At 41.2% G+C, this 22,496-nt stretch carries 21 protein-coding genes; 8 read left to right on the forward strand and 13 right to left on the reverse strand.

Going from position 1 to position 22,496, the window contains the following annotated elements; genetic code table 11:
* Nucleotides 1–155: 155 nt before the first annotated feature.
* Nucleotides 156–1,271, forward strand: a complete 1,116-nt coding sequence (locus AACU32_RS02230) for an acyltransferase family protein (protein ID WP_096597439.1) — start codon at nucleotides 156–158, stop codon at nucleotides 1,269–1,271.
* A gap of 30 nt (nucleotides 1,272–1,301) precedes the next feature.
* Here AACU32_RS02230 and AACU32_RS02235 read toward each other — a convergent pair whose 3' ends face one another.
* Nucleotides 1,302–3,410: a caspase family protein gene (locus AACU32_RS02235; protein WP_096597441.1), complete on the reverse strand. Its 2,109-nt coding sequence runs from the start codon at nucleotides 3,408–3,410 to the stop codon at nucleotides 1,302–1,304.
* A 223-nt stretch (nucleotides 3,411–3,633) separates the two neighbouring features.
* The gene (sat, locus tag AACU32_RS02240; RefSeq protein ID WP_096597443.1) at nucleotides 3,634–4,812 is read right to left on the reverse strand and encodes a sulfate adenylyltransferase; all 1,179 of its coding nucleotides are present in this window, start codon (nucleotides 4,810–4,812) and stop codon (nucleotides 3,634–3,636) included.
* Nucleotides 4,813–4,972: 160 nt separating this feature from the next.
* Between sat and AACU32_RS02245 the strand changes: the two genes are divergently transcribed.
* Nucleotides 4,973–5,626 (forward strand): Uma2 family endonuclease, encoded by a 654-nt coding sequence (locus AACU32_RS02245; RefSeq protein WP_096597445.1) that lies wholly within the window; start codon nucleotides 4,973–4,975, stop codon nucleotides 5,624–5,626.
* 135 nt (nucleotides 5,627–5,761) lie between these two features.
* On the opposite strand, the gene mnmA is transcribed toward AACU32_RS02245, so the two are convergent.
* Nucleotides 5,762–6,817, reverse strand: a complete 1,056-nt coding sequence (mnmA, locus tag AACU32_RS02250; RefSeq protein ID WP_096597447.1) for a tRNA 2-thiouridine(34) synthase MnmA — start codon at nucleotides 6,815–6,817, stop codon at nucleotides 5,762–5,764.
* Nucleotides 6,818–7,109: 292 nt separating this feature from the next.
* Between mnmA and AACU32_RS02255 the strand changes: the two genes are divergently transcribed.
* The gene (locus AACU32_RS02255) at nucleotides 7,110–7,922 is read left to right on the forward strand and encodes a hypothetical protein (RefSeq protein WP_096597449.1); all 813 of its coding nucleotides are present in this window, start codon (nucleotides 7,110–7,112) and stop codon (nucleotides 7,920–7,922) included.
* 158 nt (nucleotides 7,923–8,080) lie between these two features.
* Nucleotides 8,081–9,655 (forward strand): NAD(P)H-hydrate dehydratase, encoded by a 1,575-nt coding sequence (locus tag AACU32_RS02260; RefSeq protein ID WP_096597451.1) that lies wholly within the window; start codon nucleotides 8,081–8,083, stop codon nucleotides 9,653–9,655.
* A 76-nt stretch (nucleotides 9,656–9,731) separates the two neighbouring features.
* Here AACU32_RS02260 and crtW read toward each other — a convergent pair whose 3' ends face one another.
* From crtW to AACU32_RS02280, 4 genes are all read right to left on the reverse strand, one after another.
* Nucleotides 9,732–10,565 carry a beta-carotene ketolase CrtW gene (gene crtW / locus AACU32_RS02265; RefSeq protein WP_096597453.1) on the reverse strand — a complete coding sequence of 278 codons (834 nt, stop codon included), beginning with the start codon at nucleotides 10,563–10,565 and terminating at the stop codon, nucleotides 9,732–9,734.
* A 632-nt stretch (nucleotides 10,566–11,197) separates the two neighbouring features.
* Nucleotides 11,198–11,899 (reverse strand): carbonic anhydrase, encoded by a 702-nt coding sequence (locus AACU32_RS02270; protein WP_096597455.1) that lies wholly within the window; start codon nucleotides 11,897–11,899, stop codon nucleotides 11,198–11,200.
* A gap of 19 nt (nucleotides 11,900–11,918) precedes the next feature.
* The gene (locus tag AACU32_RS02275) at nucleotides 11,919–12,230 is read right to left on the reverse strand and encodes a P-II family nitrogen regulator (RefSeq protein ID WP_086758255.1); all 312 of its coding nucleotides are present in this window, start codon (nucleotides 12,228–12,230) and stop codon (nucleotides 11,919–11,921) included.
* A gap of 4 nt (nucleotides 12,231–12,234) precedes the next feature.
* Nucleotides 12,235–13,203 carry a sodium-dependent bicarbonate transport family permease gene (locus tag AACU32_RS02280; protein ID WP_096607826.1) on the reverse strand — a complete coding sequence of 323 codons (969 nt, stop codon included), beginning with the start codon at nucleotides 13,201–13,203 and terminating at the stop codon, nucleotides 12,235–12,237.
* Nucleotides 13,204–13,475: 272 nt separating this feature from the next.
* Here AACU32_RS02280 and AACU32_RS02285 point away from each other — a divergent pair, with 272 nt between their 5' ends.
* Nucleotides 13,476–13,814 carry a low molecular weight protein tyrosine phosphatase family protein gene (locus AACU32_RS02285; protein ID WP_096597457.1) on the forward strand — a complete coding sequence of 113 codons (339 nt, stop codon included), beginning with the start codon at nucleotides 13,476–13,478 and terminating at the stop codon, nucleotides 13,812–13,814.
* A gap of 254 nt (nucleotides 13,815–14,068) precedes the next feature.
* Here the strand turns inward: AACU32_RS02285 and AACU32_RS02290 are convergent, their stop codons facing one another.
* Nucleotides 14,069–15,262 carry a hypothetical protein gene (locus AACU32_RS02290; RefSeq protein WP_096597459.1) on the reverse strand — a complete coding sequence of 398 codons (1,194 nt, stop codon included), beginning with the start codon at nucleotides 15,260–15,262 and terminating at the stop codon, nucleotides 14,069–14,071.
* 153 nt (nucleotides 15,263–15,415) lie between these two features.
* On the opposite strand from AACU32_RS02290, the gene AACU32_RS02295 reads away from it, so the two are divergent.
* The gene (locus tag AACU32_RS02295; RefSeq protein ID WP_096597461.1) at nucleotides 15,416–16,054 is read left to right on the forward strand and encodes a hypothetical protein; all 639 of its coding nucleotides are present in this window, start codon (nucleotides 15,416–15,418) and stop codon (nucleotides 16,052–16,054) included.
* A 65-nt stretch (nucleotides 16,055–16,119) separates the two neighbouring features.
* On the opposite strand, the gene AACU32_RS02300 is transcribed toward AACU32_RS02295, so the two are convergent.
* Both AACU32_RS02300 and AACU32_RS02305 read right to left on the reverse strand, forming a co-directional pair.
* Nucleotides 16,120–16,863: a hypothetical protein gene (locus AACU32_RS02300; protein WP_096597463.1), complete on the reverse strand. Its 744-nt coding sequence runs from the start codon at nucleotides 16,861–16,863 to the stop codon at nucleotides 16,120–16,122.
* A gap of 133 nt (nucleotides 16,864–16,996) precedes the next feature.
* Nucleotides 16,997–17,722, reverse strand: a complete 726-nt coding sequence (locus AACU32_RS02305; protein WP_096597465.1) for a hypothetical protein — start codon at nucleotides 17,720–17,722, stop codon at nucleotides 16,997–16,999.
* Between the two features lie 1,306 nt (nucleotides 17,723–19,028).
* Between AACU32_RS02305 and AACU32_RS02310 the strand changes: the two genes are divergently transcribed.
* Nucleotides 19,029–19,706 (forward strand): DUF4360 domain-containing protein, encoded by a 678-nt coding sequence (locus AACU32_RS02310; RefSeq protein ID WP_096597469.1) that lies wholly within the window; start codon nucleotides 19,029–19,031, stop codon nucleotides 19,704–19,706.
* Between the two features lie 113 nt (nucleotides 19,707–19,819).
* On the opposite strand, the gene AACU32_RS02315 is transcribed toward AACU32_RS02310, so the two are convergent.
* Entirely contained in the window at nucleotides 19,820–20,743 is a 924-nt protein-coding gene (locus AACU32_RS02315) for a nucleoside hydrolase (protein WP_096597471.1), read from the reverse strand.
* Between the two features lie 17 nt (nucleotides 20,744–20,760).
* Between AACU32_RS02315 and AACU32_RS02320 the strand changes: the two genes are divergently transcribed.
* A complete protein-coding gene (locus AACU32_RS02320; RefSeq protein WP_096597473.1) occupies nucleotides 20,761–21,192 on the forward strand; it encodes a nucleoside deaminase in 432 nt (143 codons plus the stop codon).
* 71 nt (nucleotides 21,193–21,263) lie between these two features.
* On the opposite strand, the gene AACU32_RS02325 is transcribed toward AACU32_RS02320, so the two are convergent.
* Nucleotides 21,264–21,455, reverse strand: coding sequence for a hypothetical protein (locus tag AACU32_RS02325; RefSeq protein ID WP_096597475.1), 192 nt, complete (start codon nucleotides 21,453–21,455; stop codon nucleotides 21,264–21,266).
* Nucleotides 21,456–21,560: 105 nt separating this feature from the next.
* Nucleotides 21,561–22,484 (reverse strand): ribokinase, encoded by a 924-nt coding sequence (rbsK, locus tag AACU32_RS02330; RefSeq protein WP_096597477.1) that lies wholly within the window; start codon nucleotides 22,482–22,484, stop codon nucleotides 21,561–21,563.
* Nucleotides 22,485–22,496: the final 12 nt, after the last annotated feature.

A 22,496-nucleotide genomic window follows, 5' to 3' on the forward strand; every position in this document is an offset into this window, starting at 1 on the left:
ATATGATCTGTGAGAATTTACGGCAATCAAAAATTTGGTTTTGCAGGGCATACAGCTTTGATTCGTATTCACCAATGATTTCAGATTGCTATATCAACAGAAATTAGCTATTGCACCACCTTCTTCATCTGAATTTACTTTAGGTACAGAAAAACATGGAAAATAAAATAGAAAAAAAACCTGATAATCAACGAGATATTAGATTTGATATTTTGAAAAGTATTGGACTAATATGCATTATTTATGCGCATATTGGTTCAGAAGATAATATTTTCTTTCACATCAGACGTTTTGATGTTCCTCTCATGGTTATTGTATCAGGAACATTGTATTACTGTTCAGCTAGTAAAAAACAAATATCTTTTTGGAGCTATTTACAAAAAAGATTACCTCGTCTGCTAGCTCCAGTATGGTTATTTTTGACTTTTTTCTTTGTTTCTGCTTATGGTATTTTTACCTTACTTTCTAAACCATATCCTTTCTCCCAAGAAAAAATATTTGAGACATTTATTTTATCTCTTGGCATTGGTTATGTATGGATAATTCGCGTATTTATACTAGTGGCAATTTTTTCCAGTTTACTTATAAATCTATACAGATATTGTAAAACAGAATTTAGATTTCTGACTTTGTTATCTCTAATTTACATATTTTATGAAATATTACTTAAAGTCATCTCTCGTGTTAATGTACATAGTCAATTTATTGCAGGGTTTATTAATGATTATCTATTTTATCTTCTGCCCTATGGTTGTCTATTTGGCTTAGGTATAACTTTACCAAAACTGAAAAAAAGAACAATATTATTTATTATAGGAATTTTTCTTGTAATATTTTTAGGTTTTGCTGGTTATTACTACCACCATCAAGGGCATTTTGTCTCGACTAGTGAGTTTAAGTACCCAGCAAGAATATACTACATATCCTATGGAATTTTTATGTCATTACTAGGTTTTTTATTAGTTGACAAAGCTTCTATTAAGTATAATTTGTCTGCTAAGAATAATTGGTTAATCAAGGTGATTATTTTTATCAGTTCATCTTCTTTATGGATATATCTGTGGCATATATTCTTCGTATATTACTGGCAAAATTTATTTGCTGAACATTTACCTAAATTTATTAATCGCTTGAATATAGATTTTTTAATAGTCGCGCTGGGAGCAATCACTATAACCTATTTACAGAAAAAATTTATTTCCAGCCTAATTATGAACAATAGGTTTGGAAAAAATCACTATGATGTACTTTCCATGTTATTTTTGAAATAATTTATTCCTGGTAAATCCCTGATTAGTAACTTAAATTACCTGAAAATTAAAGCTGAGAGTTGCCCAATTATTCACATCCAACACATAGGAATCAGCAGATGTACCGTTAATCTCGGCTTTGAGTTGACTAGCGTTATGCAAATCTTGGAGTATGGCTTGCGCTACTTGTAAGGGGTTTAATAAGGGGCCAATGGGTTGTTGATCTGTGGTGCTGTTCTTAGCAGTTTCTAAGGTGGTAAGAGTTTCGTTGAAGGGAGTCGTGCTGAAAATTAGTTGGTGTTCAGCTTCATAAGCTGGCCCCGGAATCACCCATCCAGAGGTACCACTGCTTTGTGGCAATGTAATTGTTTCGCCAGGAGCGATTACTATTTGTTTAACTAGGGGTTTAGTTTCTAAACTGTTGGGTTCTGGGGGAGTTTGCCAAGGATAAAATGCGATCGCACTTCTGTTATTCTTGAATCCCACTAGGATGAAATACACCGGGCGATCGCCAAGATTTTGCAACCGATACTGCATTTTACTACCAATGGGGACAATCAGTGTGCTAAGTGACTTGTTTGTTGCCGTTTCCCCACCCAAAGTCCGCATGGTTTCTCGTTGCATAACAACGCGAGGTGATATGCTGCTGATAATCTCTAGGGTTGCCTTGATTGCTAAGCGGGAAGAACCTTGATTTTCGGTGAGTCGCCATAACTTGGCTGCTAACAAAGTGGGTAATTTTGGCGCTAATCTTTGGACTGCAACTTTTACCGCTTCCCCTACTTCCCCAGGATTGTTGAAAATTGCCTCGCCGCCCAGAGAAAATAAACCGTAGCGAGTCGGCATTGGCAAGAGTTTGCTAAACAGATAATCAGCTGGTTGTTCGCCGGCGACGACAGTGGAAACACGGGAGACTGTGGCAAACGCACTGGTAGCGTCTACTCGTTCAATTCTTTCCAATCTAGTATCGAGGGCAACGATTAAATTAATGTTGCGGGGTACAATTCGGACTGCTTCTTGGACGAGTTGCCCTACTTGTACAGAAGTAGTATTATCAATAGTGGAAAATTGTGCTTTGGCTGTTAACCCAGTACGCGATCGCAATATTAGCTGTTCTCCACTAACTAAGCTAAGTCGGGAGTTAGGGCTGTAGTATTCCAGGACTTGTGGTGGTATTCCCCCTAACCACACGCTCACTGTTTTGCCATCGTCTTCTTTGGCGATAATCGCTCCCTCGCCGCCAATGGCGCTGTCGGCAACAAAATTATCAGCTAGTAAGGGATTTTTCTGGTTACTGACTACAGCAGGCTGCTGCTTACTCCCCAGCTTGCGCATGGAACTTTCGACTTGCCCAAGACTGACTTGAATTGTCTTGGCGGGAGTGGCTTCCCATAAATACTGAGTCAAAGCGTAGGTAAACAACCCCGCACTAAAACCAGATAACAGCAATTCCCTGGCTGATTGCTTAGGATCTGCTGTTGCGGTCAATAGTAAGGGTGGGGTGAGTTCCGCCTTACTCGCTGAATTTTGCGATTTCAGTTGTTGGAGAAAGTCTAATTCTGCTGATGCTAACTCCCCATCTACTATTTCGGGACGGGCGCGAATTCCTAATCCTGTCCCCATTGTCGGAGCATAGTAACTAGTATCTAATACTGCGGTGACACGATCTGTAGGGAGCGATCGCAACAATAATACTAGAGTTTCTGCTAATAAATAATTGACTATTTTACTATTTTGTGCATCCGAGGCTACCAGAGCATTTTGTACCGTGTCGGTTGCTAATTGAATGCGAGTCCCATAACCACTAAAGTGAAAGACCACAACATCACCAGGTCTAGCTTGCTTACCGAGATGTTCTAAAAAAGCGGCTTCGATGAATTCTCGGCTGGCTTGTTCCTCCGTCAACGTCAAAATATTGGCGGCGGGGAAGCCAAAGCGATGCATCAATAATTCTTTTTGTAGTTCTACATCAGTCAAACAACCGCTGAGTTTAGGATTTTGTGAGTATTGATTAATCCCTATCAATAAAGCAAATTTACGCAGACTTGGTTGCGCTAAAGCTTGGTAATAGCGATTTCCCCAGGTCAACCACTCAGCCTCAGTTACACCCAAAACTGCAAGTATTGAACCAATTCGTTGTAAAAAAGTCCGACGCTTCATAAATTCGCTATCAGCCCTCAGCCCATCAGCATAACAGCTTAAAGGGCTGAAGCCTGTAGTGTAAAGTAAAGTGGGAACAATTCGCTATGATAATAAGTCTTCAGGGACTTCCAAGAAAAAAAATATTCCATTGTCAACCGTCAACACTTCGACAAGCTCAGTGCGGCGCAGTCAACAGTCAACCGTCAACAACTTTAAGCTGTTGTTTATTTTTTGGAGTTCCTTAAGCTAAGACTTGTACCTTCATCGCCCTTGCTAATTCCGCCGCCACCTCTGGACGAGAAAATTCTGGTGGCGGTAATTCACCCCGACGCAGCATTTCCCTAACTTTGGTTCCCGACAGGTGAACCCGTTCTTCTGGTTTGCTGGGACTGGTTTTTGTTGTCGCCATTTGTTTGGTGCGCGTGCAATAAAACGCGTGTTCAAACTTCATGGGTACAATGCCCAATTCATGGGGTTCAAATTCATCAAAAATATATTGAGCATCGTAAGTGCCGTAATAGTCACCCACGCCCGCATGATCCCGCCCAACAATAAAGTGAGTACAACCGTAGTTCTTGCGGACTAAAGCATGGAAAATTGCCTCCCGTGGACCTGCATAACGCATTGCTGCCGGATTAATTGCTAAAATCACTCTATCTGAAGGATAGTAATGTTCTAGCAAAATCTCATAGCAACGCATCCGCACATCAGCAGCGATGTCATCTTCTTTTGTCGCCCCAACTAATGGGTGTAAAAATAGACCATCGACAGTTTCTAAAGCGCACTTTTGAATATATTCATGGGCGCGGTGGATGGGGTTGCGAGTTTGAAACCCAACGATAGTTTTCCAGCCCTTGGTTCTAAACATTTGCCGAGATGCGGCAGGATCGATTTGGTAGGCGGGAAAATAGGGATGGGAATCGCGTTGTAATAGCCAGATATCGCCGGCGAGATTAATCGGCCCTTGGTTATAGACTACCTGTACACCAGGATGCTTAGCATCATCAGTGCGATAGACATTTATAGCTTCGCGGGTTTTATCGTAGCGATATTTTTGCGTTAGCTGTAAAACCCCAATATATTCGCCGCTGGGGTTATCCAGACGGATCAAGCTGCCTTCAGTGAGGGGGGAAGCTACTTCTTCGGCTACTGACAGTGTAATTGGGATCGACCACACAATACCGTTAGCTAGACGCATTTCGCTAACTACGCGATCGTAGTCTTCCTGGTTCATAAAACCTGTGAGTGGACTAAACCCACCGATCGCAATCATTTCTAAATCAGAAACAGCGCGATCGTCAAGTTGCACTCGTGGCAAAAACTCACCCTTGGAGAGAAATTCTTCTCTTTGTTCTGGTGTGGCGATGCGATTAACCAATTGTCCACCGTGGGGCGCAATAGCATCTGAATGGTAACTCAACGTAATCCCCTCTTCGAGTTAAGGTAATTGTTTCAAACTATGTACTAACTTATCAAATGGTGGTACACAGAGAAAAAGAGTTTGGGTAGAGGCTAAGGGTGAGGGGCTAGGATAAAGAATAAGTTACCCTGAAGCTAATGCACCTTACAGCCTAGGAATTATGACTGCGGTATCCCCTGTGGTTAAACCTGTTAGCCTGCTGCGGCTAGCGCCTGGTAGTGTCGTGACTATTGAGGATGTGAGTTGGGAAGAATTTGAATCTATCTTGCAAGAACTGGGACAAAAGCGATCGCTGCGGGTTGCCTACAGCAATTCTACTTTAGAAATCATGGTTCCTCTACCTGAACACGAAAAGCCACAAGACTTAATTTCTGATATTGTCAAAATTTTACTGAAAAAAATAGGCAAAAGATATGAACCTTTTGGTTCAACCACATTTAAGCGGGAAAATTCAGCGGGAGTAGAACCAGATGCTTGCTTCTATATTGAGAATTATCAACGAATGATTGGGAAGCGGAGACTTGAACCAGATGATCCGCCTCCCGATTTAGCAATTGAAACAGATGTCACCTCTAAAACAACTCTTGATGCTTACGAAGCGATCGCTGTTCCCCAATTATGGATTTACAATGGCAAAAAGCTTTCTATTTATTTGCTCACAGATGGGCATTATACTCAATCTGATTATAGTCCCACCTTTCCCAATATCCCTTTAACTCAGATAATTACCGCTACTATAGAACGGGCTTGGCAAGTTGGAACTGTACAGGCTTTAGAAGAGTTTGCAGAAGATATTGACAAAATTTATGATTGATTTTATTCAATCATTTTGGTGTCAAAAGCTTTTAATTTATCATCTAAAACCATTTTGTATACACACTCGAAAAATACCCCTCCTCGCAAGTCACAGGAGGGGTGGTTTTGACTTTAGCTCAAACCAGGGTGGGGTTCAACTAAATTGTTCAATAATTCCGCCACCTAAGACTTTTTCCCCTTCGTACCACACCGCCGCTTGTCCGGGGGTGATGCTGAACTGGGGTTCGTCAAACACCAAGCGCACACGGGAGTTTTCCAGCGGAATCACCGTTACTGGTGTGGGATGGGAACGATAGCGAATTTGCACTTCTGCATGAATTGGGGCGGATGGTTCAGCAATGGAAACCCAATTGACGCGATTGACTGTGCATTCTGGCTGAGTTGCCTTAGTGCGATCGCCTACTATCACTTTATTATTTACCGCATCTAATTCAATCACATACAAAGGTTCTGCTGCCGCAATCCCCAAGCCTTTACGTTGCCCAATCGTGTAATGATGGACACCATCGTGCTGTCCCAAAACTTTACCCGCAGTATCAACAATCTCGCCTTTTTTCGGCGCCAGATACTGATCGAGAAATGCCCGCATGGAACCGTTGCTTTCTACCAAGCACAAATCTTGGCTTTCTGGCTTATCGGCGGTTGCCAGTCCATATTCAGCAGCGATGCGGCGGGTGTCAGCTTTTTGCAGTTCTCCTAGGGGAAATACGGTAGCTGCGAGTAAATCTTGCGACAAATCATAGAGAAAATAAGACTGGTCTTTATTTCTGTCAACAGCCCTTAACAATTGATAACGGCCAGTAGCTTCGTCATAGCGAATTTTGGCATAATGACCCGTAGCGATGCGATCGCATCCCAATTGTTCGCGGGCATATTGCACCATTGGCCCAAATTTCACAGTCTTATTGCACTGAGAACAAGGCAGAGGTGTGATCCCCGCGCTGTAACCAGCCACTAGGTAATCGACAATATTTGTCTGAAAGACATCGCGAATATCAACAACTTGATGGGGAATACCCAATTGTTCGCAGATATTAGCCGCGTCGATCATTCCTTCAGAGCAACACTGACCTTTGCCTTTCATCAGCCAAAGGGTCAAACCAACAACTTCATAGCCTTGATTGTGCAGTATAGCAGCGGCGGTTGAACTGTCAACGCCACCGGAAAGACCAACGACGACTTTTTTCATATCCTTAAATCAGGGGGACAGAGGGGGATGTGGTTCGACTTCGCTCACCAACCGGAAGATGAGGGAGACAAGGGGGACAAGGGGGACAAGGGAGACAAATGACAAATGACCAATGACCAATGCCCAATGCCCAATGCCCAATGCCCCATCTAAAATATCTCAAATTTTAGCAAGACCTATGCAATGCCACTCAGCCCGATGGACTGATTCTAAGTTAACACTTATATAGGTGCTACAACAGACAGCTCTATTAGTTCCAAGAAGGAAATTGTCGAGAAATACTGTTACTACTATGTCCAGACCAATACCAGACCAACTGATCGCCTTTCCGATAGTCCCGTTTTTCCTGGGAGGATGCTTAGCTTTGCTCCCCGACTCTACCCCAGTACAAGCACAAGTTACCAAGAGTGGCTTTTTATTGGCAGAACGAACGGTGGTTAATTCTTTACCACCACCGCCAGATTTCCAGACAATTCCTTATAATCAGCCAATACAACCAGTACCTGGGAACTCATATAATCAAAATTTTCAGTCTCTCCCAAACGTTAGGGTTAATCAATATAATCAAAATTTTAAACCTTACCAAACAGTCCAAGCTAATTCCTATAACTGGAGTGCCGAACGCTACATAGTGTACGTCGATGGCGGTGATTACCAGCAGTTGCAACGTGTACGCCAGTTGGATCGTAGTGCTTATATCCGACATTACAATGGACGTGCAGTAATTCAGTCAGGAGCCTTTAGCAAACAAGCTAACGCTCAACAAAGAGTTAGAGAACTAGAGCTAAGTGGTATTTATGGGGCGCGAATTGTCAGAGGCTCTAGCGGACAACAAGTAGGCTATACTCCTAATCCTGGAAATTCTCGACCCCAAAGATCTAGTTATTATTACGTTACTATTCCCGCCAGGTCACAAGATTTATCTGCGATCGCTAGTAGAATTCGCCAAAATTCTGGACGCTATGACATTGTAGTTGAAAGGCAACAACCACTCGGACCTCATGTCGCTGTCGGCCCTTTTGCTCAACGTTCTGATGCTGAACGCTGGAATGAGTATCTGCAAAAATTGGGATATGGTAACGCCAGAGTTTACTACGGTAAATAAAAAGTTGTGAAAAGTACTGAGTGCTGAGTTAAAAGCGGGTTCAACAAACTTGTTTGGTGATTTCTGAGATAATTTTACCAGTGAGAATGATATTAAGCCCTCGAAATTTAAACCTCAAAATTGAAAATTGATAACTCATCACTCAGGACTGACGATTCATGACTCATCTTCAGCGCCGAGAAGCAGAAATTTCCCAATTTGTAGTTACCGCAGCACAAATGCGGGAGATTGAAGAAAGGATATTTGCCTGTGGAATGCCTGTAGCGGCTTTAATGGAAAAGGTAGCAGGACTAATTTCCCGTCGCCTGGTGGCGATGATTCCTCATGGAAAATCTCGTGTGGGGGTTTTAGTCGGCCCGGGACATAATGGCGGCGATGCTTTGGTAGTAGCGCGAGAATTGCACTTTCAGGGCTATGAGGTTTGGATCTATAATCCTTTTACTAAATTCAAGGAATTAACTGCCCAGCATTTGCAATATGCTCAGAGTTTGGGGATACCTTGTTATCAAGCAATTGAGCAGTTACCAGATTGCGATGTCTTGGTTGATGGCTTGTTTGGCTTTGGTTTAGAAAGAAAACTGACAGATGCAATGTCTCCGACGGGCTACGCCTACGCCTCTACTATCGAAGAGTTAAATACCTGGAAACAGCCAATTTTTAGCATTGATTTACCTTCCGGCTTACACACCGATACAGGTGAGGTGTTAGGAACTGCAATTCGCGCTACTCACACATTTTGCTTAGGTTTATGGAAACTGGCTTTTTTACAGGATCAAGCTTTAGATTATCTCGGTAATGCAGAGTTAATCGATTTTGATATCCCTGTAGCTGATGTAGAAGCTGTACTCAAAGATACACCGAGATTTACCCGCATTACCACTGGAAAAGCGATCGCAAATCTCCCCCTACCCCGTCCCCCAGTCACCCACAAATACAAAGAAGGACATTTACTGTTAATTTGCGGTTCCCATCGCTATGCTGGCGGCGCAATTTTAACGGCTTTGGGTGCGCGTGCTAGTGGTGTGGGTATGCTGTCAATTGCTGTACCAGAATATCTTAAACCGATTTTGGTGTCACATTTACCGGAAGCATTGGTAATTGGCTGTCCAGAGACGGAAACAGGAGCCATTGCTCAATTACAATTACCAGAGAAAACCGATTTGAGTTCCTTTGATGCGATCGCAATCGGCCCTGGTTTAACTACAGATAGCACTCCCATTGTGCAACAGGTAATCGCCAGCGAACGCCCTTTACTTCTGGATGCTGATGCTTTAAATATCTTGGCACAAATGGGAACCATCCCCACCTTACAAAAACGCCAAGCACCCACAATACTTACACCCCACGAAGGTGAATTTAAGCGGTTATTTCCTAATATTCCTCACATTCATCAAGATAGAGTCAAAGCTGTGCAAGAAGCAGCCTTACAAAGTGGGGCGATCGTTTTATTAAAAGGTGCAAGAACAGTAATTGCTAATTCCCAAGGTTCATTGTGGCTAAATCCCAAAAGTACCCCAGCCTTAGCCCGTGGTGGTAGTGGCGATGTATTAACTGGGCTACTTGGCGGATTACTAGCCCAAGCGATCAAAAAACAACTTCCCATTGAAGATATTGTCGCCACTGCTTCTTGGTGGCACTCTCAAGCCGGGATTATAGCAGCCCAAGAGCGCACAGAATTAGGAGTAGATGCCTTTACTTTGACACAATATTTAATGAAGGCAATTAGTCAATAGTCAATAGTCAGTTGTCAGTTGTCATTTGTCATTTGTCATTTGTCTCCCTTGTCCCCCTTGTCTCCCTTGTCCCCCCTCATCCCCCTTCTACCGTCTGCTCGGTCACTGAGCAAAGCCGTTCGCGGAGCGTCTCGCAGAGAAGTGCTGCCTTATTTCGTTGATAAACCTGAGGAAGTCGCCACCAAGCTACATGGGGATACTCATGATGTTCTTGATGGTAGCCAAAGTGATAGCAAGCAATGAATGACCAAAAAGTTGGTAATCCTATTGTTTGGGTGCAATGAGGATAAATATACCCTGATTTAGGTTCGCGATGGGGTAAATATGTCCCAAAATAAAAGAGTTGAATGGAACTCAAAATCGGCGGAATACACCAGAATACGGTGAGATTCATTACCTGCATGTGCAAAACAAATCTGGCAAAATTAAATATGATTGTGAACCCAAGTAATTGTTGCCAAGTTGAGTATTCCATCATGAAGCGAAAATACCAAAAAAATCCATTTTTTCGCTTTTGGTCATGAAAATCGGGGTCAAGTTCGCTCGCAGGATGACGATGATGTAACCAATGTTTTTTCACAAGCTGTTGATAGGGAAATAAAGCATAAAGCATCACAGCTAGTGAACCAATAAAATGATTAAGTTTCAGATTTTGGCGACAAACCGAGCCATGCATGGCATCATGACCAATAATAAATAGTCCTGTATAGAGGAACATCTGCCAAACGACTGCAATCGGTATCACCCAAATTGGCAGTTTGTCATAGTCAATGGTAAGTAACCAAACTAAACTCCCTACCCAAAGACTAATAATCACCACAGCAATTATCAAGCTATAAGCAGTATCTTGTCTAGTGGCAAAATTTTCAATCTCTACATTATAACTGAGTGGTTTGTCGCAAATATTCAAGCCTATCTCCCTTGATTTGGTATTTTAAATTAGAAAATTAATTGTAATTTCTTAACTATTATCCTGGCTGGTTCCAAGATTTAGAAGGTGAAACTACTTTAATTACTACCTAATTTGCTTAATTACTAATTCGTAATTTTTGGTTTTAATCCCCCTGAGTAATTTCAGTTTTAGCAGTTATCTGCAACAGCCTTTAATTACAAATTATCAATTACGAATTATTTTAACGTTATTATTTTATCTATGTAATTATTTACTGCGTTCTATCTTTAGGCGCAAAATTCAGCCCTATTATTTGATTTATGAATTTACTTCTAAAGTCTGACAATAGGCAAAAGCAAAGAAGCCTGTTGGAGGTGTAAGCAATTTTTTCCCAAATTAAAATAGATTCCTCTAGAGTGAGAGATTTATAGATAAAAAAATACCCAATTTGTGGGATGCGTCGGCAAATAATACGAATGTTGAACTCTAAATATCTATAATTGAAGCGTTATGAGAACTTAAATAATAGATAATTTATTTTTTCATACTCCTTAAAGGTAAAACAAATAAGTTCATAGTCAGGACTATAGTCTTGATTATGAACTTATTCTACCCTGAAAATTAATGCGATAAACCGCTAGTTTAGGCTTCTAAGTGATGATAGTTACCTTTCCTGTATCTAAATCGTAACGGCCTCCGACAATTTTCAGCTTACCGGACTTGAGGCGATCGCTTAACAGAGGCGATCGCTTTAAGCGTTCAATTTGATATTGCACATTTGCAACTACAGCGTTATCCACTGCGTCACCTGGCTGATTTTTTACCTTGGCGACAGCTGGCTTAATTGCTTTGACAAAGGTACTAATATCACCCAGTAAGGCTTCGTTTTGCACAGCGGCGGTGACGGCTCCACAGCGCTCATGTCCTAGTACCATCAGTAAAGGTGAGCCTAGTAAGGTAACTGCATATTCAATACTGCCACGAGCTTCTGGTGTGGCAATATTTCCCGCAATCCGCACATCAAAGATATCGCCAATACCTTGATCGAAAACAATTTCTGCGGGAACTCTTGAATCTGCACAGCTGAGGATGGTTGCAAATGGATGTTGTGCTTGCGCAACTTCCTGCAACCTCGCCGCCGATTGATCTGGGTATTGGGGTTGATGCTGAACAAACCGCTGATTTCCCTCGATGAGCTTTTGCAGTGCAGCATCAGGAGTGAGGGATTCGGGGGTGTCTGCGGGTAATTCGGCGGCTTGAGCTTGTTTAACGGGCCAAATTAAATCGCTGGTTGTTAGCGTTAACCCAAATACCCCCGTGGCTCCCAATTTCAAAAAGTCACGACGTTCCATAAAATGTTTTATCCGCCTCTTATAATGACGCTACACATTTCATAGAGCGAATCTCCATCACATCAGAAATGTAACAGGTTCCGCCAAATTTGTTGAGCAGTGGTCTAATGTTTTCGACCACAGGCTTGAGTTGCTCTGGCATACAAAAAGCGATGATGTAGACATTATCGAGCATTGTCATGTCCAAATCTTCTGCCATACCGCGTAATCCTTTACCAGCAACGCCGCGGATCACAGCATGACCATGTACACCTGACTTGTCTAAACTATCTAATATTTTGGCAAGTTCAAAGGAGTTGGCGATAATTTCTATCTTTTTAACTAAGTGCATATTATTACCTCCAAAATAGGTTAATTCCGTATAGATATAACGGAATCCCTACAATAATGTTGAATGGGAATGTGACTGCTAGGGCGGTAGAAACGTACAGACTAGGATTTGCTTCGGGAACAGTCATCCGCATAGCTGCGGGGACAGCGATGTAAGAAGCGCTGGCACACAGTACAGCAAACAGTAGCGCATCTCCCTGAGACATACCGATGAATTTGGCGAGCGGTATGGCAATGCCTGCATTGACTATTGGAATTAGTATGGCAAATAAGATCAGGAAAACTCCGGTTTTTTGCAAGTCTTTAATTCTTCTGGCGGCGACTAGTCCCATATCTAATAAAAAGAAGGTGAGAACGCCATAAAATAACCCTTGAGTAAAGGGTTCTAAAACGTGCCAACCGTGTTCTCCTGTTAAAAAGCCAATCAGGAGACTACCGACCAAAAGAAACACCGAACTATTGAGGAATGCTTCTTTTAACACTTCCGACCAAGAAAATTCCCGCTTCTCATCTACCGTAAATATATTCACCAGGATCAGACCAACAATGATGGCTGGAGATTCCATGAGAGCCAGAGCTGCTACCATGTAGCCATCAAAACTAATACCAAGCTCTGTTAAAAAGGCACTAGCAGTAATGAAGGTGACAGCACTGATAGAACCGTAAGTTGCGGCGATCGCAGCAGCATCGTAAGTATCAAGCTTGAGTTTGAGGATAAAAAAGGTGTAAATCGGCACAAAACAAGCCATCAACATCGCTGCCAAGAGCGTCAAAACGACTTCCTGAGTGATGCCACTTTTAATCAATTCTACTCCGCCTTTAAAGCCAATCGCAAATAGCAGGTAAAGCGAGAACAGTTTGGGGATAGGCGCAGGAATTTCTAAATCGGACTTGACAAAAACAGCAATCATCCCTAAAAAGAAAAACAGGACGGGCGGATTCAGAAAGTTGGATATGATTAAGCTGCTATCCATTTTCATCCCTCCTGATGCTGATAAAACTGACAATGAAGGAAATTTGGCATCTTAAACAATTTAACGATTGACTCATGATGTATCGTGTATTGCTACCCCATGTCAATTGGTTGTCAAACCAGGGCTAGCTCAGATCACCGTATAAACTTCAGACTGAGGAACGCAAATGGATACTATCAGTTACTCGAAAACAGCAGCCCAACGCAGCAGATAAACGAGAGTGCGATCGCTCACTATCCTAACCACACCTTGGTGGTTTAAAATATTTAGTAATGACAAAACTTTTATTTTTATGTAGCCAGAATAGACTGCGCAGTCCTACCGCTGAAGTTGTGTTTTCGGAATATGCAGGACTAGAGACAGACTCGGCAGGTTTGGATCGTTATGCAGAAGTACCAGTCTCCACAGAAGCAATTGTCTGGGCTGATATCATTTTTGTGATGGAAAAGTCCCATAAACAGAAACTAGCCAAAAATTTTCAGCCTTTTCTTAAAGATAAAAGAGTTATCTGTTTGAATATTCCCGATGAATATGAATATATGGAACCAGCTTTAATTAAATTGTTAAAGCACAAGGTACTACCTATATTGAAAATAGGGATTAGAGACTAGGGGCTAGGGGTGGCTCAGGAACGCACTATCTTACCGTTGATGGTTCACAGTTAACAGTCTATAAGCTGATGTGCAGCTAAATTATATAAGTCAAAAACGCAAAATAATTGTAGTGCGGGCCGGAAAGCCCGCGTCTTATATACAAATTAGATGCATCGCAGCTTATTTACACAGAAAACAGATATGTTGGTTAAACCCGCCCCTAAAAAATTCAACGACTTTAACGGCATAATTTATTTTTTGAAGTTCCCTAATTAAGGTTTAGGCATCCACGTTGAAGCCTGCACAAACCGCAAATCATCTCCAGAAGTTGTCACGTTATATACCCAGGCAGCTATTGTAGGTATAGTACTAAAAGGAGGAGAATTATCAGAAGATTGTCCACCCAAAGCTGTGACTTGCCAACCACCAATAACTGACTGACGACAGTAGAGTTTTTGATTATCAGTATTTAAACAACCATCAAAAAATCTGGGTTCTACAAACCTGACATTGATATCATTAATAGACACTTTAGCTCTTTTAGCAGCATCTTTTTTCACTTTTGTTGCCGCTAGTTGGGGTAAACTTTGAACACCATCAGCAGCAAACATATAATCGCCACTCAAAGTTTTTTGAATGTAATAAATAAATCGAGCCGAAGCTGAAGGAACAATCATTTGCCAACCAGATTGATCGACATCTGGACAAGCTCCCATATCTGGTGCAGTCGGGCCAGGGCCTTTACCGCGACACCAATTCCATGTAGTAGCTTTGAGACTTTCCACATTTAGGTTAGATATAGGACGTTGTTCACGATTCACCACATCTCGCATCACTGCTTCACCAATTTCTTGGGGGATGATTCCTGAATTATTGGCAAATAAAGAATTACTAATATATGGATTATTACCTTGCAAATCTACATGAAAAATTTTGCTTGGATCGCTATTAAGTAAAATACGCCAACTCAATTTATGCTGAACAGGACAAGGTTTAGCAACTAAACAAACCTCTGGCGGAAAAGTAAGTTGAGCAGCTTGAATGCCGAGATTTTGCGGTTGAATATTTAATTTTTTGGCTACAGCTAATTTAGCTTTATAACTAATACTAGCAGGTGCATCCAGGGTAACAAAGCCTTTGTCTGTCACGAAATAGACCCAATTTTCGCCTTTACCCCTAACTTTTACTCGCCAACCTTTCTGGGCAAATTTTGTACATGGTTCCACAATTTTACCAGATTTATCAGGACGACAATCTGCCCAAATTGTGACATCTGTTTGCGTGATTTTAAATTTGTTTGGATTGTCTGACAATGCCGAAGCCATATTATTTAATATCTGGTCAGCATAAATTTTAGGTATTGTCTGAGGCGGGTTAGGTGCAGTTAAACTCTGGGTTATTGTAGAAACAAAAGTGCCAATTCCGATTAATCCACCCAGACTAAGGGCAATTAATTTGCTGTTCATATACTCTGCTAATTTTACCTGATTAGATAGAAATAATATATTTTAATAGATGCAGACTCCTGAATAGTCCTGAAAGTTCCCCATGATTTCGTGAGAAAAATTGCTAAATTAGGATAAAGTTAAATCGCGCAGAATTGCCAAGAGGAATTTGTTATGATTTTTCCGAAAGTGGTCATGTCTAGTGTTGTAGTATTGGGAATTATGGCAATGAGCAACAACGCTAAAGCATCTATCACCAATGCAAATCATCATTCTCCGCAAATTTATTTATCAAAATTGATTGTCCAATCTGACACTACTGTCAACCCATTGGCAGCAGAAATTGCTAACCTAGAAATTGAGCGTGTATTGCTTTTATCACGCTATACTCTTAACTCGCCTCAAGTTGTAGCGACAAATAATAAAATTCAAGATACACGTAACCGCTATATGCAAGCCCGGGGAAATAATGCACTACTTAATCAGACAATTGCTAATGCTTTAGTTAATAAAATTGCGAGCTTAGAAGTGGAAACTGCATTGCTGTATGCACGTTATCCGCAACATTCCCCACAAATTATCACTGCTGAATCAGATGTAACAGGTTTACGCGATCGCTTGTCAAAACTCAACCTCCGCAATCACAAAAGTACGCTAAATTCGGCTGTCTCTCAAGCCATAAAAAACAAAATTTCCCAATTACAGCAGGAAATTATCCAGTTAAAAGCAAGATATCAAATAAATAGCGTTGAAGTGATTACCGCACAAGAAAAAGTTCGCTTTTTACAAAAACGATTGTCAACGCTGATTTGAACATCGGGGTCAAATTTGGTCAGAACTGGGTAGATAAATTATCGTAAATCCAAATTTATCTAACCTCAGCAAAAAATGCTAAAGCCATCACAAGGATAAATTCTGTTAATTCGGAAAATTTGGCGGGGTTGAAAGCGATCGAGGGTACAAGTCCAAGTTAGGGAAAAATCTAAGCGATGACGAAATAATAACTCAAGACGCGATCGCGCCGTCGATAACAGTACCCCCTGATAGCGAACTAGATGAAAATCAAAATTCTCATCCTGAATAAATAAATCTAAATTCTCTGCTTTCAGGACTGTTTGACGCATCACAGGCTCGAGAATAAAAATCATCCCATAGCGGCGAATATATTTAACTTTCTCCCGATTTTTCCCCGGTTGTTGACAAATTCCATAACCTTCTAACAACACCCCTTCATTGTGAACTAAAGCTAGATTATTCCTAATTATTTGTTTATTGATTTCCCTTTCAATATATTGAATATCTTTCTGATGTAAATAGGATAGTTTTTCTCTGTCTAGATAAGCTCGATATAAACCATCAAGTAAAGTGGCTTCAGTTTCTTTAGCAGTAATATTTGTTGCCCAAGATGGTTTAGATATACTTCTATATACAATTCCATCCCTTTTGTTTTTATATTTCCATAATTTAAATGGTTGATCAAGAGGACGGTTAAGCGGAAATTTCTGGCGACTTGTATATTCTCGATTAACTTCAGTAAATTGAAAAAATGCACTCCGAACAGTTTCGGGTGTGAGAATAAGCAAACGCCCATCACCAGCTAATGATAATTGAATTGACACCATAAGCAATGCCAAATTTGCTGCTATAAAATCGTTAACCCTAAGCTTATCCGAGAAGTAAAAGCCTTGCTCACTGAGCGAAGTCGAAGTGAGCGAAGTCGAAGTGAGCGAAGTCGAAGTGAGCGCATTCGAGGCTTTAATCTTGATTTGCTTGTGATGGTAATTTAGCCAAAATTACTTGACTAATGCGGTTAATTAAATCATCAATTACCGGATCATTTTCTCTACCTTTAGTATTTGCTTCATCAATAGCTACTTGAATCGCTGTTCCTAAATCCTCTACCATTTCACCCAATTCATTGAGCAGTTTAATCTCCAAACCATAATCAATTTCTACTTTTTGAGTATAGTGGGTAATAACTTTATAGCGTTCCTCATAGGTTCGTACTCTGGTACTGGAGTCTTCTTCATAGGGAACGTAGCGAGTTTCTATTTCTTCATGTTTTTGTTTTACATGGGCAAAAGCCGGACGATGATCAATCGTAGTATTGTAAATTAATTTAGGATTTCGGCGCGGAAGTTTGCGGACTAATTCTGAGAGAACAGCATGGGCACTTTGGAGGGCGCGTAATTGTGGTACGGTGAGTTCTACAGATATTCCATACCAGGCAAAATTGCCTGTATTTTGAGAATTTGCTTTTTGTCTTGCGCCGTGCTGACTAACTACATCCTTGACAATTTCTAGGACGTGTAGACTAATTTCTTCAGGAGAATAATCTACATAAGTTTCTCGAATTTCGTCTTGAATTTCATCTTGCGCATTGTAAGTACGATGGCGCACTTCTTGCGCTCTAATTTTTTCAATCCATGAGATTGCTTTAGTCAGTTCCCGTTTTTGTTTGGTAAATGTCGTTTGTACCATAATTTAATTTATGTTAAGAATTTCAGTTAAAAGGAAAGGCGTTGCTTTATATCTGGATACAAGATATTTCTATAGTATTACTACTACAGTACCCAAAGGCTTAACGATCGCAATCGAGGAGACTTTGTCACTAAGATATTCGCCAGTCATTTTTACCCATCGCTTTTAAACTTGAAGATCCAGAGGACTTCTCTTGATACCAGCGCCTACTTTCTTCTCTCCAAATTGCGCGAGAACGAGTAAAAATAACCAACATCCAACGAATATCTCCCTGAAAGTGACTCTCTGAGTTACTAAAATTTCCCTGAAATCTTCAATGAAGACTTTAGCTAAACTCACCCATCATTTCTATGTCACCATAGAGAATGACTGACAGATTGATTCTCCGCACTTACGACCTTTTATGGTAGTCGCTCCCCGTTATATATGACATAGTATGACGCCGCCACGCCAAAATAATGTGAATTGAAAATAGTCATTGACTAGGGAATCCCGCAGGATTTAAGAGTTCTTGAGAGAATTTTTCCGTGCCTGTATCGGATAATGTATCGCAGTACATTATATATGATTGGGCAACGGTTGAAAGCCTTCTTCCCTCTCTGATATTTCTTTTGGGAAATATGAGAAGTTTACGACTCCAACGAACATCTCAGGTTTATACCCCTCCCCGAAGATTTTAGGCTATTTCAACATTAGTTTTTCAAGGATCTGTTTACTATCCTCTACTTGTTTGGCGGAACATTTTGACATCATTTCTATGGCATTTTTTCTTAGTTATTGAACAACTGAGCCGTTATTTCTGAGAAATTAATGCTAAAGTCTTGAACGAAATTTTTCTTCGTAAAGACATAACATCTTCACTTTTGGTTAAAGCTCAACCTTTCCTGTAATAACTCAAAACAAGTTTGAGCTATTACAATTTTTATTAAACTATGATACTTACCATTCTGTCTACTTAATTTACTCGCTGCGCAGTCAAAAATACCTTTTAGGGGTTGAGTGTTGCTCAAGGTTTTTAATATAGGTTAATACTTTGCTGGTAGCAGAACTGCGATATTGTTGATTTTCATGTAAGAGCAAGTGCTGTGGGAGCAAGGTGGCTGCTGTTGTTAAGAGCAGTGTTGAATTGTGTTTTTTTGTTAATAGCAAAGATGTCCTCACAAGTTCTTCACATTTAATTTTTACTATATAAATTATCAAGTTTAAATGCAACATCATATACATATTTCGCAAGTAGACTCACAATCAAAGTAAGCATAAGTATAAATACAAATGCCTCCTAAAGAGACATAAGGAGGTAGAGGTTATGAACGGTAAAAAATTAGTCTACTCTTTAGGTGCATCGCTAGCTATAGTTGCTGCTACCTTGAGTTTAACTCAAGCGGCTTCGGCTGAAACATTGGGAACTAGCGAACCCAAGCAATTAGGACCGCCGGCAAAAGAAGTATATATTAAAGACTTTACCTATGCTGGTAGTGGTTGTCCAGCAAATTCCGTTGCTTCCTTGTTTTCGGATGATCGGCAAACCTTAGAACTTCTATTTGATCAATTCCAAGCCAACCTACAACCGACGAAGATGGGGGAAGCGGCTTTTCCACCCCAATCGAACTGTTCTATCTCGCTCAAACTTCATGTTCCAGCAGGTTGGTCTGCTAGTTGGCATCGAGTAGAACACCGTGGTTTTGCTGATACCTCTGGTAATGCAAATGGGCAACTACGCGCACGGTACTACATCCCAGGGGCTGGCGGTTTTGATGAATTGCGTGTTTACGACTTTCCAAGCAAAATGGTGCGAGACTATACAATCGTCAATGATGCAATTTCTACAGCGCAAACACAATGTAGTGCAGATGTGCCGATGACGGTCACTACACGGATTCGTCTCAGTGGTAACCCTACAGGCTATAATGCCCTAACGGTTGACTCGATTAGTAAGAAAGTTAAGACTATTCTCCACTTTAGATGGCAGCGTTGTAACCAATAACACATCTATGTATTAACCAGGGGCAGAAGTTAGGCTACCATTTAATAACCCTAAAGAAAATTGACGCTCATCCTACCCCTTCAATGGGTGGGATGAGCTTAAAAATCAGCAATTTATCTCGCCCATTGTTGCAAAATATAATTATAAAAAGCTTCTTTATCTACCCGATCCATTGCATAAATCTTTCTACCACCAGCAACAACTTTAGTACGTCCTTGACTCATGCCGTTAGTAATAATTTCTGTTTCCCACTCACGCAATTGATAAAATTCTGGATGTCCAAGATAGGCCGTCGCCAAAACATCCCAACAATAATAATCTTGAGGAATAACTAAGGCATAACATTGTCCAGCCAAATCAGAGATAGGATAGTTGCGTTGTCTTCCCATTTTTTGCACTAACTCTGATGTTAGTGGCACATTATTAGTTAAATCTAAAGTACACATAATAATTTCAATTTGGCTTTTCCACACCCGCGCTGCGGAAACCGCGTCCCAATACACATTCCATTCCGCAGAACCATCTTGTCCTGGTTCCCAATTTTTTTCTATATTTCCAGGGACATTTAACGCACCCCCCATCCAGACAATTTTTTGAATTTTCGCCTCAATGTCTGGTGCTTGATCTAAAGCCACTGCTATATTCGTTAATGGCCCGGTTACCATCAGCGTTACTGGTGCGATCGCCTCACGCAAAACCTTAACCATAAAATCTTGACCTGGTTCAGCAACCAACGGCGTATTAATAGTTTCACTTTGATTGAGAATTGGCAGATGGTCAACAATAAAAGAATCACGGCGATAGAGATAGGGAAACGGATTAATACCCCGCACAGTGCTTTCTGCCACAGGGATATGAGAAAATCCCATCAAGTCTAAAATTTTACGTGTAGCACTCACAGCAGGTTGGACATAGCAATCAGCCGGAGTAACAACAATACCAAGTAATTCTACATGATCCATAGTCAACAACAGCATAGTTGCTAGATAATCATCTACACCGCCATCGTGATCCATTAATACAAGTTGTTTAGACATAGAAGGAGCAGTTAATCATGGATGAATTTATGCAAGCTGCAATTCAAGAAGCACAACAAGGTAGACAAGAAGGTGGAATTCCCATTGGTTCAGTACTTGTCAAAGATGGGAAAATTCTCGGCAGAGGACACAACAAGCGCGTACAAGATGGCGATCCTGTGACTCACGCCGAAATTGATTGTCTCCGCAACGCTGGGAGAGTAGGTAACTACAGAGGTACAACACTCTATTCAACCTTAATGCCGTGCTACTTATGCGCTGGCGCAGTCGTGCAATTTGGCATTAAAAAAGTCATCGCCGGAGAGTCGAGGACTTTTCCTGGTGCTAAAGAATTTATGATATCTCACGGCGTAGAAGTAATTGATCTCGGACTGGATGAATGCGAACAAATGATGAGTGAATTTATCGAAACTAGTCCCGAACTGTGGAATGAGGATATTGGGAAGTAGTCATTTGTCATTGGTCATTTGTCATTTGTCATTTGTTTGTCTCATCTGCTTTGGATGGAAACATGAGCGTGTTATGTGAATGCATTGAGATGCAATGCGATTGTATCGAGTGACATTGTTAATGTATCGGGATGCATTGCGATCGCATCGGCTTGCATTGTGAATGCATCGAGTTGCAATGCGATTGTCTTGGGTGACATTGTGAATGCATCGAGTTGCAATGCGATCGCATCAGGTTGCAATGTTAATGTATGGGGATGCAATGCGATTGTATTCAGTTACATTTTCTCACCCTTGCCCCCTGTTGCGATCGCCGAGGGTCGCGGAGGCGCTGTTCCTCATCAACTCTCTGCGTCCTCTGCGGTTCATTAAACACCTCTTTCTTTCAGAAACGCATCAAACGTCAACCTATCAGGTAAAGAAGTTTGCGCCCCTGGTTTTGTTGCAGCCAAAGCACCCGCAGCTGCACCCCACACAACCGCCTGATGTAAAGAAAGTCCAGTATAAAGTGCTGCTGCTAAACCCCCATTAAAAGCATCACCAGCCGCAACCGTATCTACAACCTGAATGGGAAACACAGGTACAAAAAAACTTTCTTCAGCAGTGGCGCAAAAAACCCCCTTTGCACCGAGTTTGGCGATCGCACATTTCACACCCCGTTGCAATAAAATTGCCGCTGCTGCTTTTGCTGACTCTTGATCATTTACTGGAAATCCAACCAATTGCCCTGCTTCCACTTCATTTGGTGTAATGATATCTACTAATGGATAAAGTTCATCGGGCACATGAGATTGTGCGGGTGCAGGATCGAGAATAACTTTTACTCCTGCTTGATGCGCTGCTTTCGCCGCAGCTACAACAGCTGCGATCGGAATTTCAAATTGTAAAAGCAATGCGGTGCTATTCGGTAATAAATCAGACAATCGCTCTACATCTTCTTGATTGACACGCCCATTCGCACCAGGAACGATAATAATTTGATTTTCACCTCTGTCATCGACAGCAATCAGCGCCACTCCAGAACTGACAGTTTCATCAATAGAAACATTGTCAGTTTCTACACCAGAGTTTTGCAAATTGTAGAGTAATTCTGATGCAAAACTGTCTGTACCTACGCGCCCTACCATGTGAGTAGGAATTCCCAAACGTGCCAATGCGACAGCTTGATTTGCACCTTTGCCTCCCGGAACTTGAACAAAATTGTGCCCTAATAATGTTTCTCCCGCCATTGGCAATCGGGGGACTGTGGCTACTAAATCGATATTGATGCTGCCAAAAACAATAATACTCATAATGCTAATTTT

Source organism: Calothrix sp. NIES-2100 (assembly GCF_963875285.1).
In the GTDB taxonomy this organism is placed as follows: Bacteria; Cyanobacteriota; Cyanobacteriia; order Cyanobacteriales; family Nostocaceae; genus Aulosira.

Bases quoted from the DNA above. Each gene is read 5' to 3' on its own strand.
- AACU32_RS02230 (WP_096597439.1), top strand. From the start codon at position 156: ATGGAAAATAAAATAGAAAAAAAACCTGATAATCAACGAGATATTAGA.
- AACU32_RS02235 (WP_096597441.1), bottom strand. From the start codon at position 3,410: ATGAAGCGTCGGACTTTTTTACAACGAATTGGTTCAATACTTGCAGTT.
- AACU32_RS02245 (WP_096597445.1), top strand. From the start codon at position 4,973: ATGACTGCGGTATCCCCTGTGGTTAAACCTGTTAGCCTGCTGCGGCTA.
- mnmA (WP_096597447.1), bottom strand. From the start codon at position 6,817: ATGAAAAAAGTCGTCGTTGGTCTTTCCGGTGGCGTTGACAGTTCAACC.
- AACU32_RS02255 (WP_096597449.1), top strand. From the start codon at position 7,110: ATGTCCAGACCAATACCAGACCAACTGATCGCCTTTCCGATAGTCCCG.
- AACU32_RS02260 (WP_096597451.1), top strand. From the start codon at position 8,081: ATGACTCATCTTCAGCGCCGAGAAGCAGAAATTTCCCAATTTGTAGTT.
- AACU32_RS02270 (WP_096597455.1), bottom strand. From the start codon at position 11,899: ATGGAACGTCGTGACTTTTTGAAATTGGGAGCCACGGGGGTATTTGGG.
- AACU32_RS02275 (WP_086758255.1), bottom strand. From the start codon at position 12,230: ATGCACTTAGTTAAAAAGATAGAAATTATCGCCAACTCCTTTGAACTT.
- AACU32_RS02280 (WP_096607826.1), bottom strand. From the start codon at position 13,203: ATGGATAGCAGCTTAATCATATCCAACTTTCTGAATCCGCCCGTCCTG.
- AACU32_RS02285 (WP_096597457.1), top strand. From the start codon at position 13,476: ATGACAAAACTTTTATTTTTATGTAGCCAGAATAGACTGCGCAGTCCT.
- AACU32_RS02290 (WP_096597459.1), bottom strand. From the start codon at position 15,262: ATGAACAGCAAATTAATTGCCCTTAGTCTGGGTGGATTAATCGGAATT.
- AACU32_RS02295 (WP_096597461.1), top strand. From the start codon at position 15,416: ATGATTTTTCCGAAAGTGGTCATGTCTAGTGTTGTAGTATTGGGAATT.
- AACU32_RS02300 (WP_096597463.1), bottom strand. From the start codon at position 16,863: ATGGTGTCAATTCAATTATCATTAGCTGGTGATGGGCGTTTGCTTATT.
- AACU32_RS02305 (WP_096597465.1), bottom strand. From the start codon at position 17,722: ATGGTACAAACGACATTTACCAAACAAAAACGGGAACTGACTAAAGCA.
- AACU32_RS02310 (WP_096597469.1), top strand. From the start codon at position 19,029: ATGAACGGTAAAAAATTAGTCTACTCTTTAGGTGCATCGCTAGCTATA.
- AACU32_RS02315 (WP_096597471.1), bottom strand. From the start codon at position 20,743: ATGTCTAAACAACTTGTATTAATGGATCACGATGGCGGTGTAGATGAT.
- AACU32_RS02320 (WP_096597473.1), top strand. From the start codon at position 20,761: ATGGATGAATTTATGCAAGCTGCAATTCAAGAAGCACAACAAGGTAGA.
- rbsK (WP_096597477.1), bottom strand. From the start codon at position 22,484: ATGAGTATTATTGTTTTTGGCAGCATCAATATCGATTTAGTAGCCACA.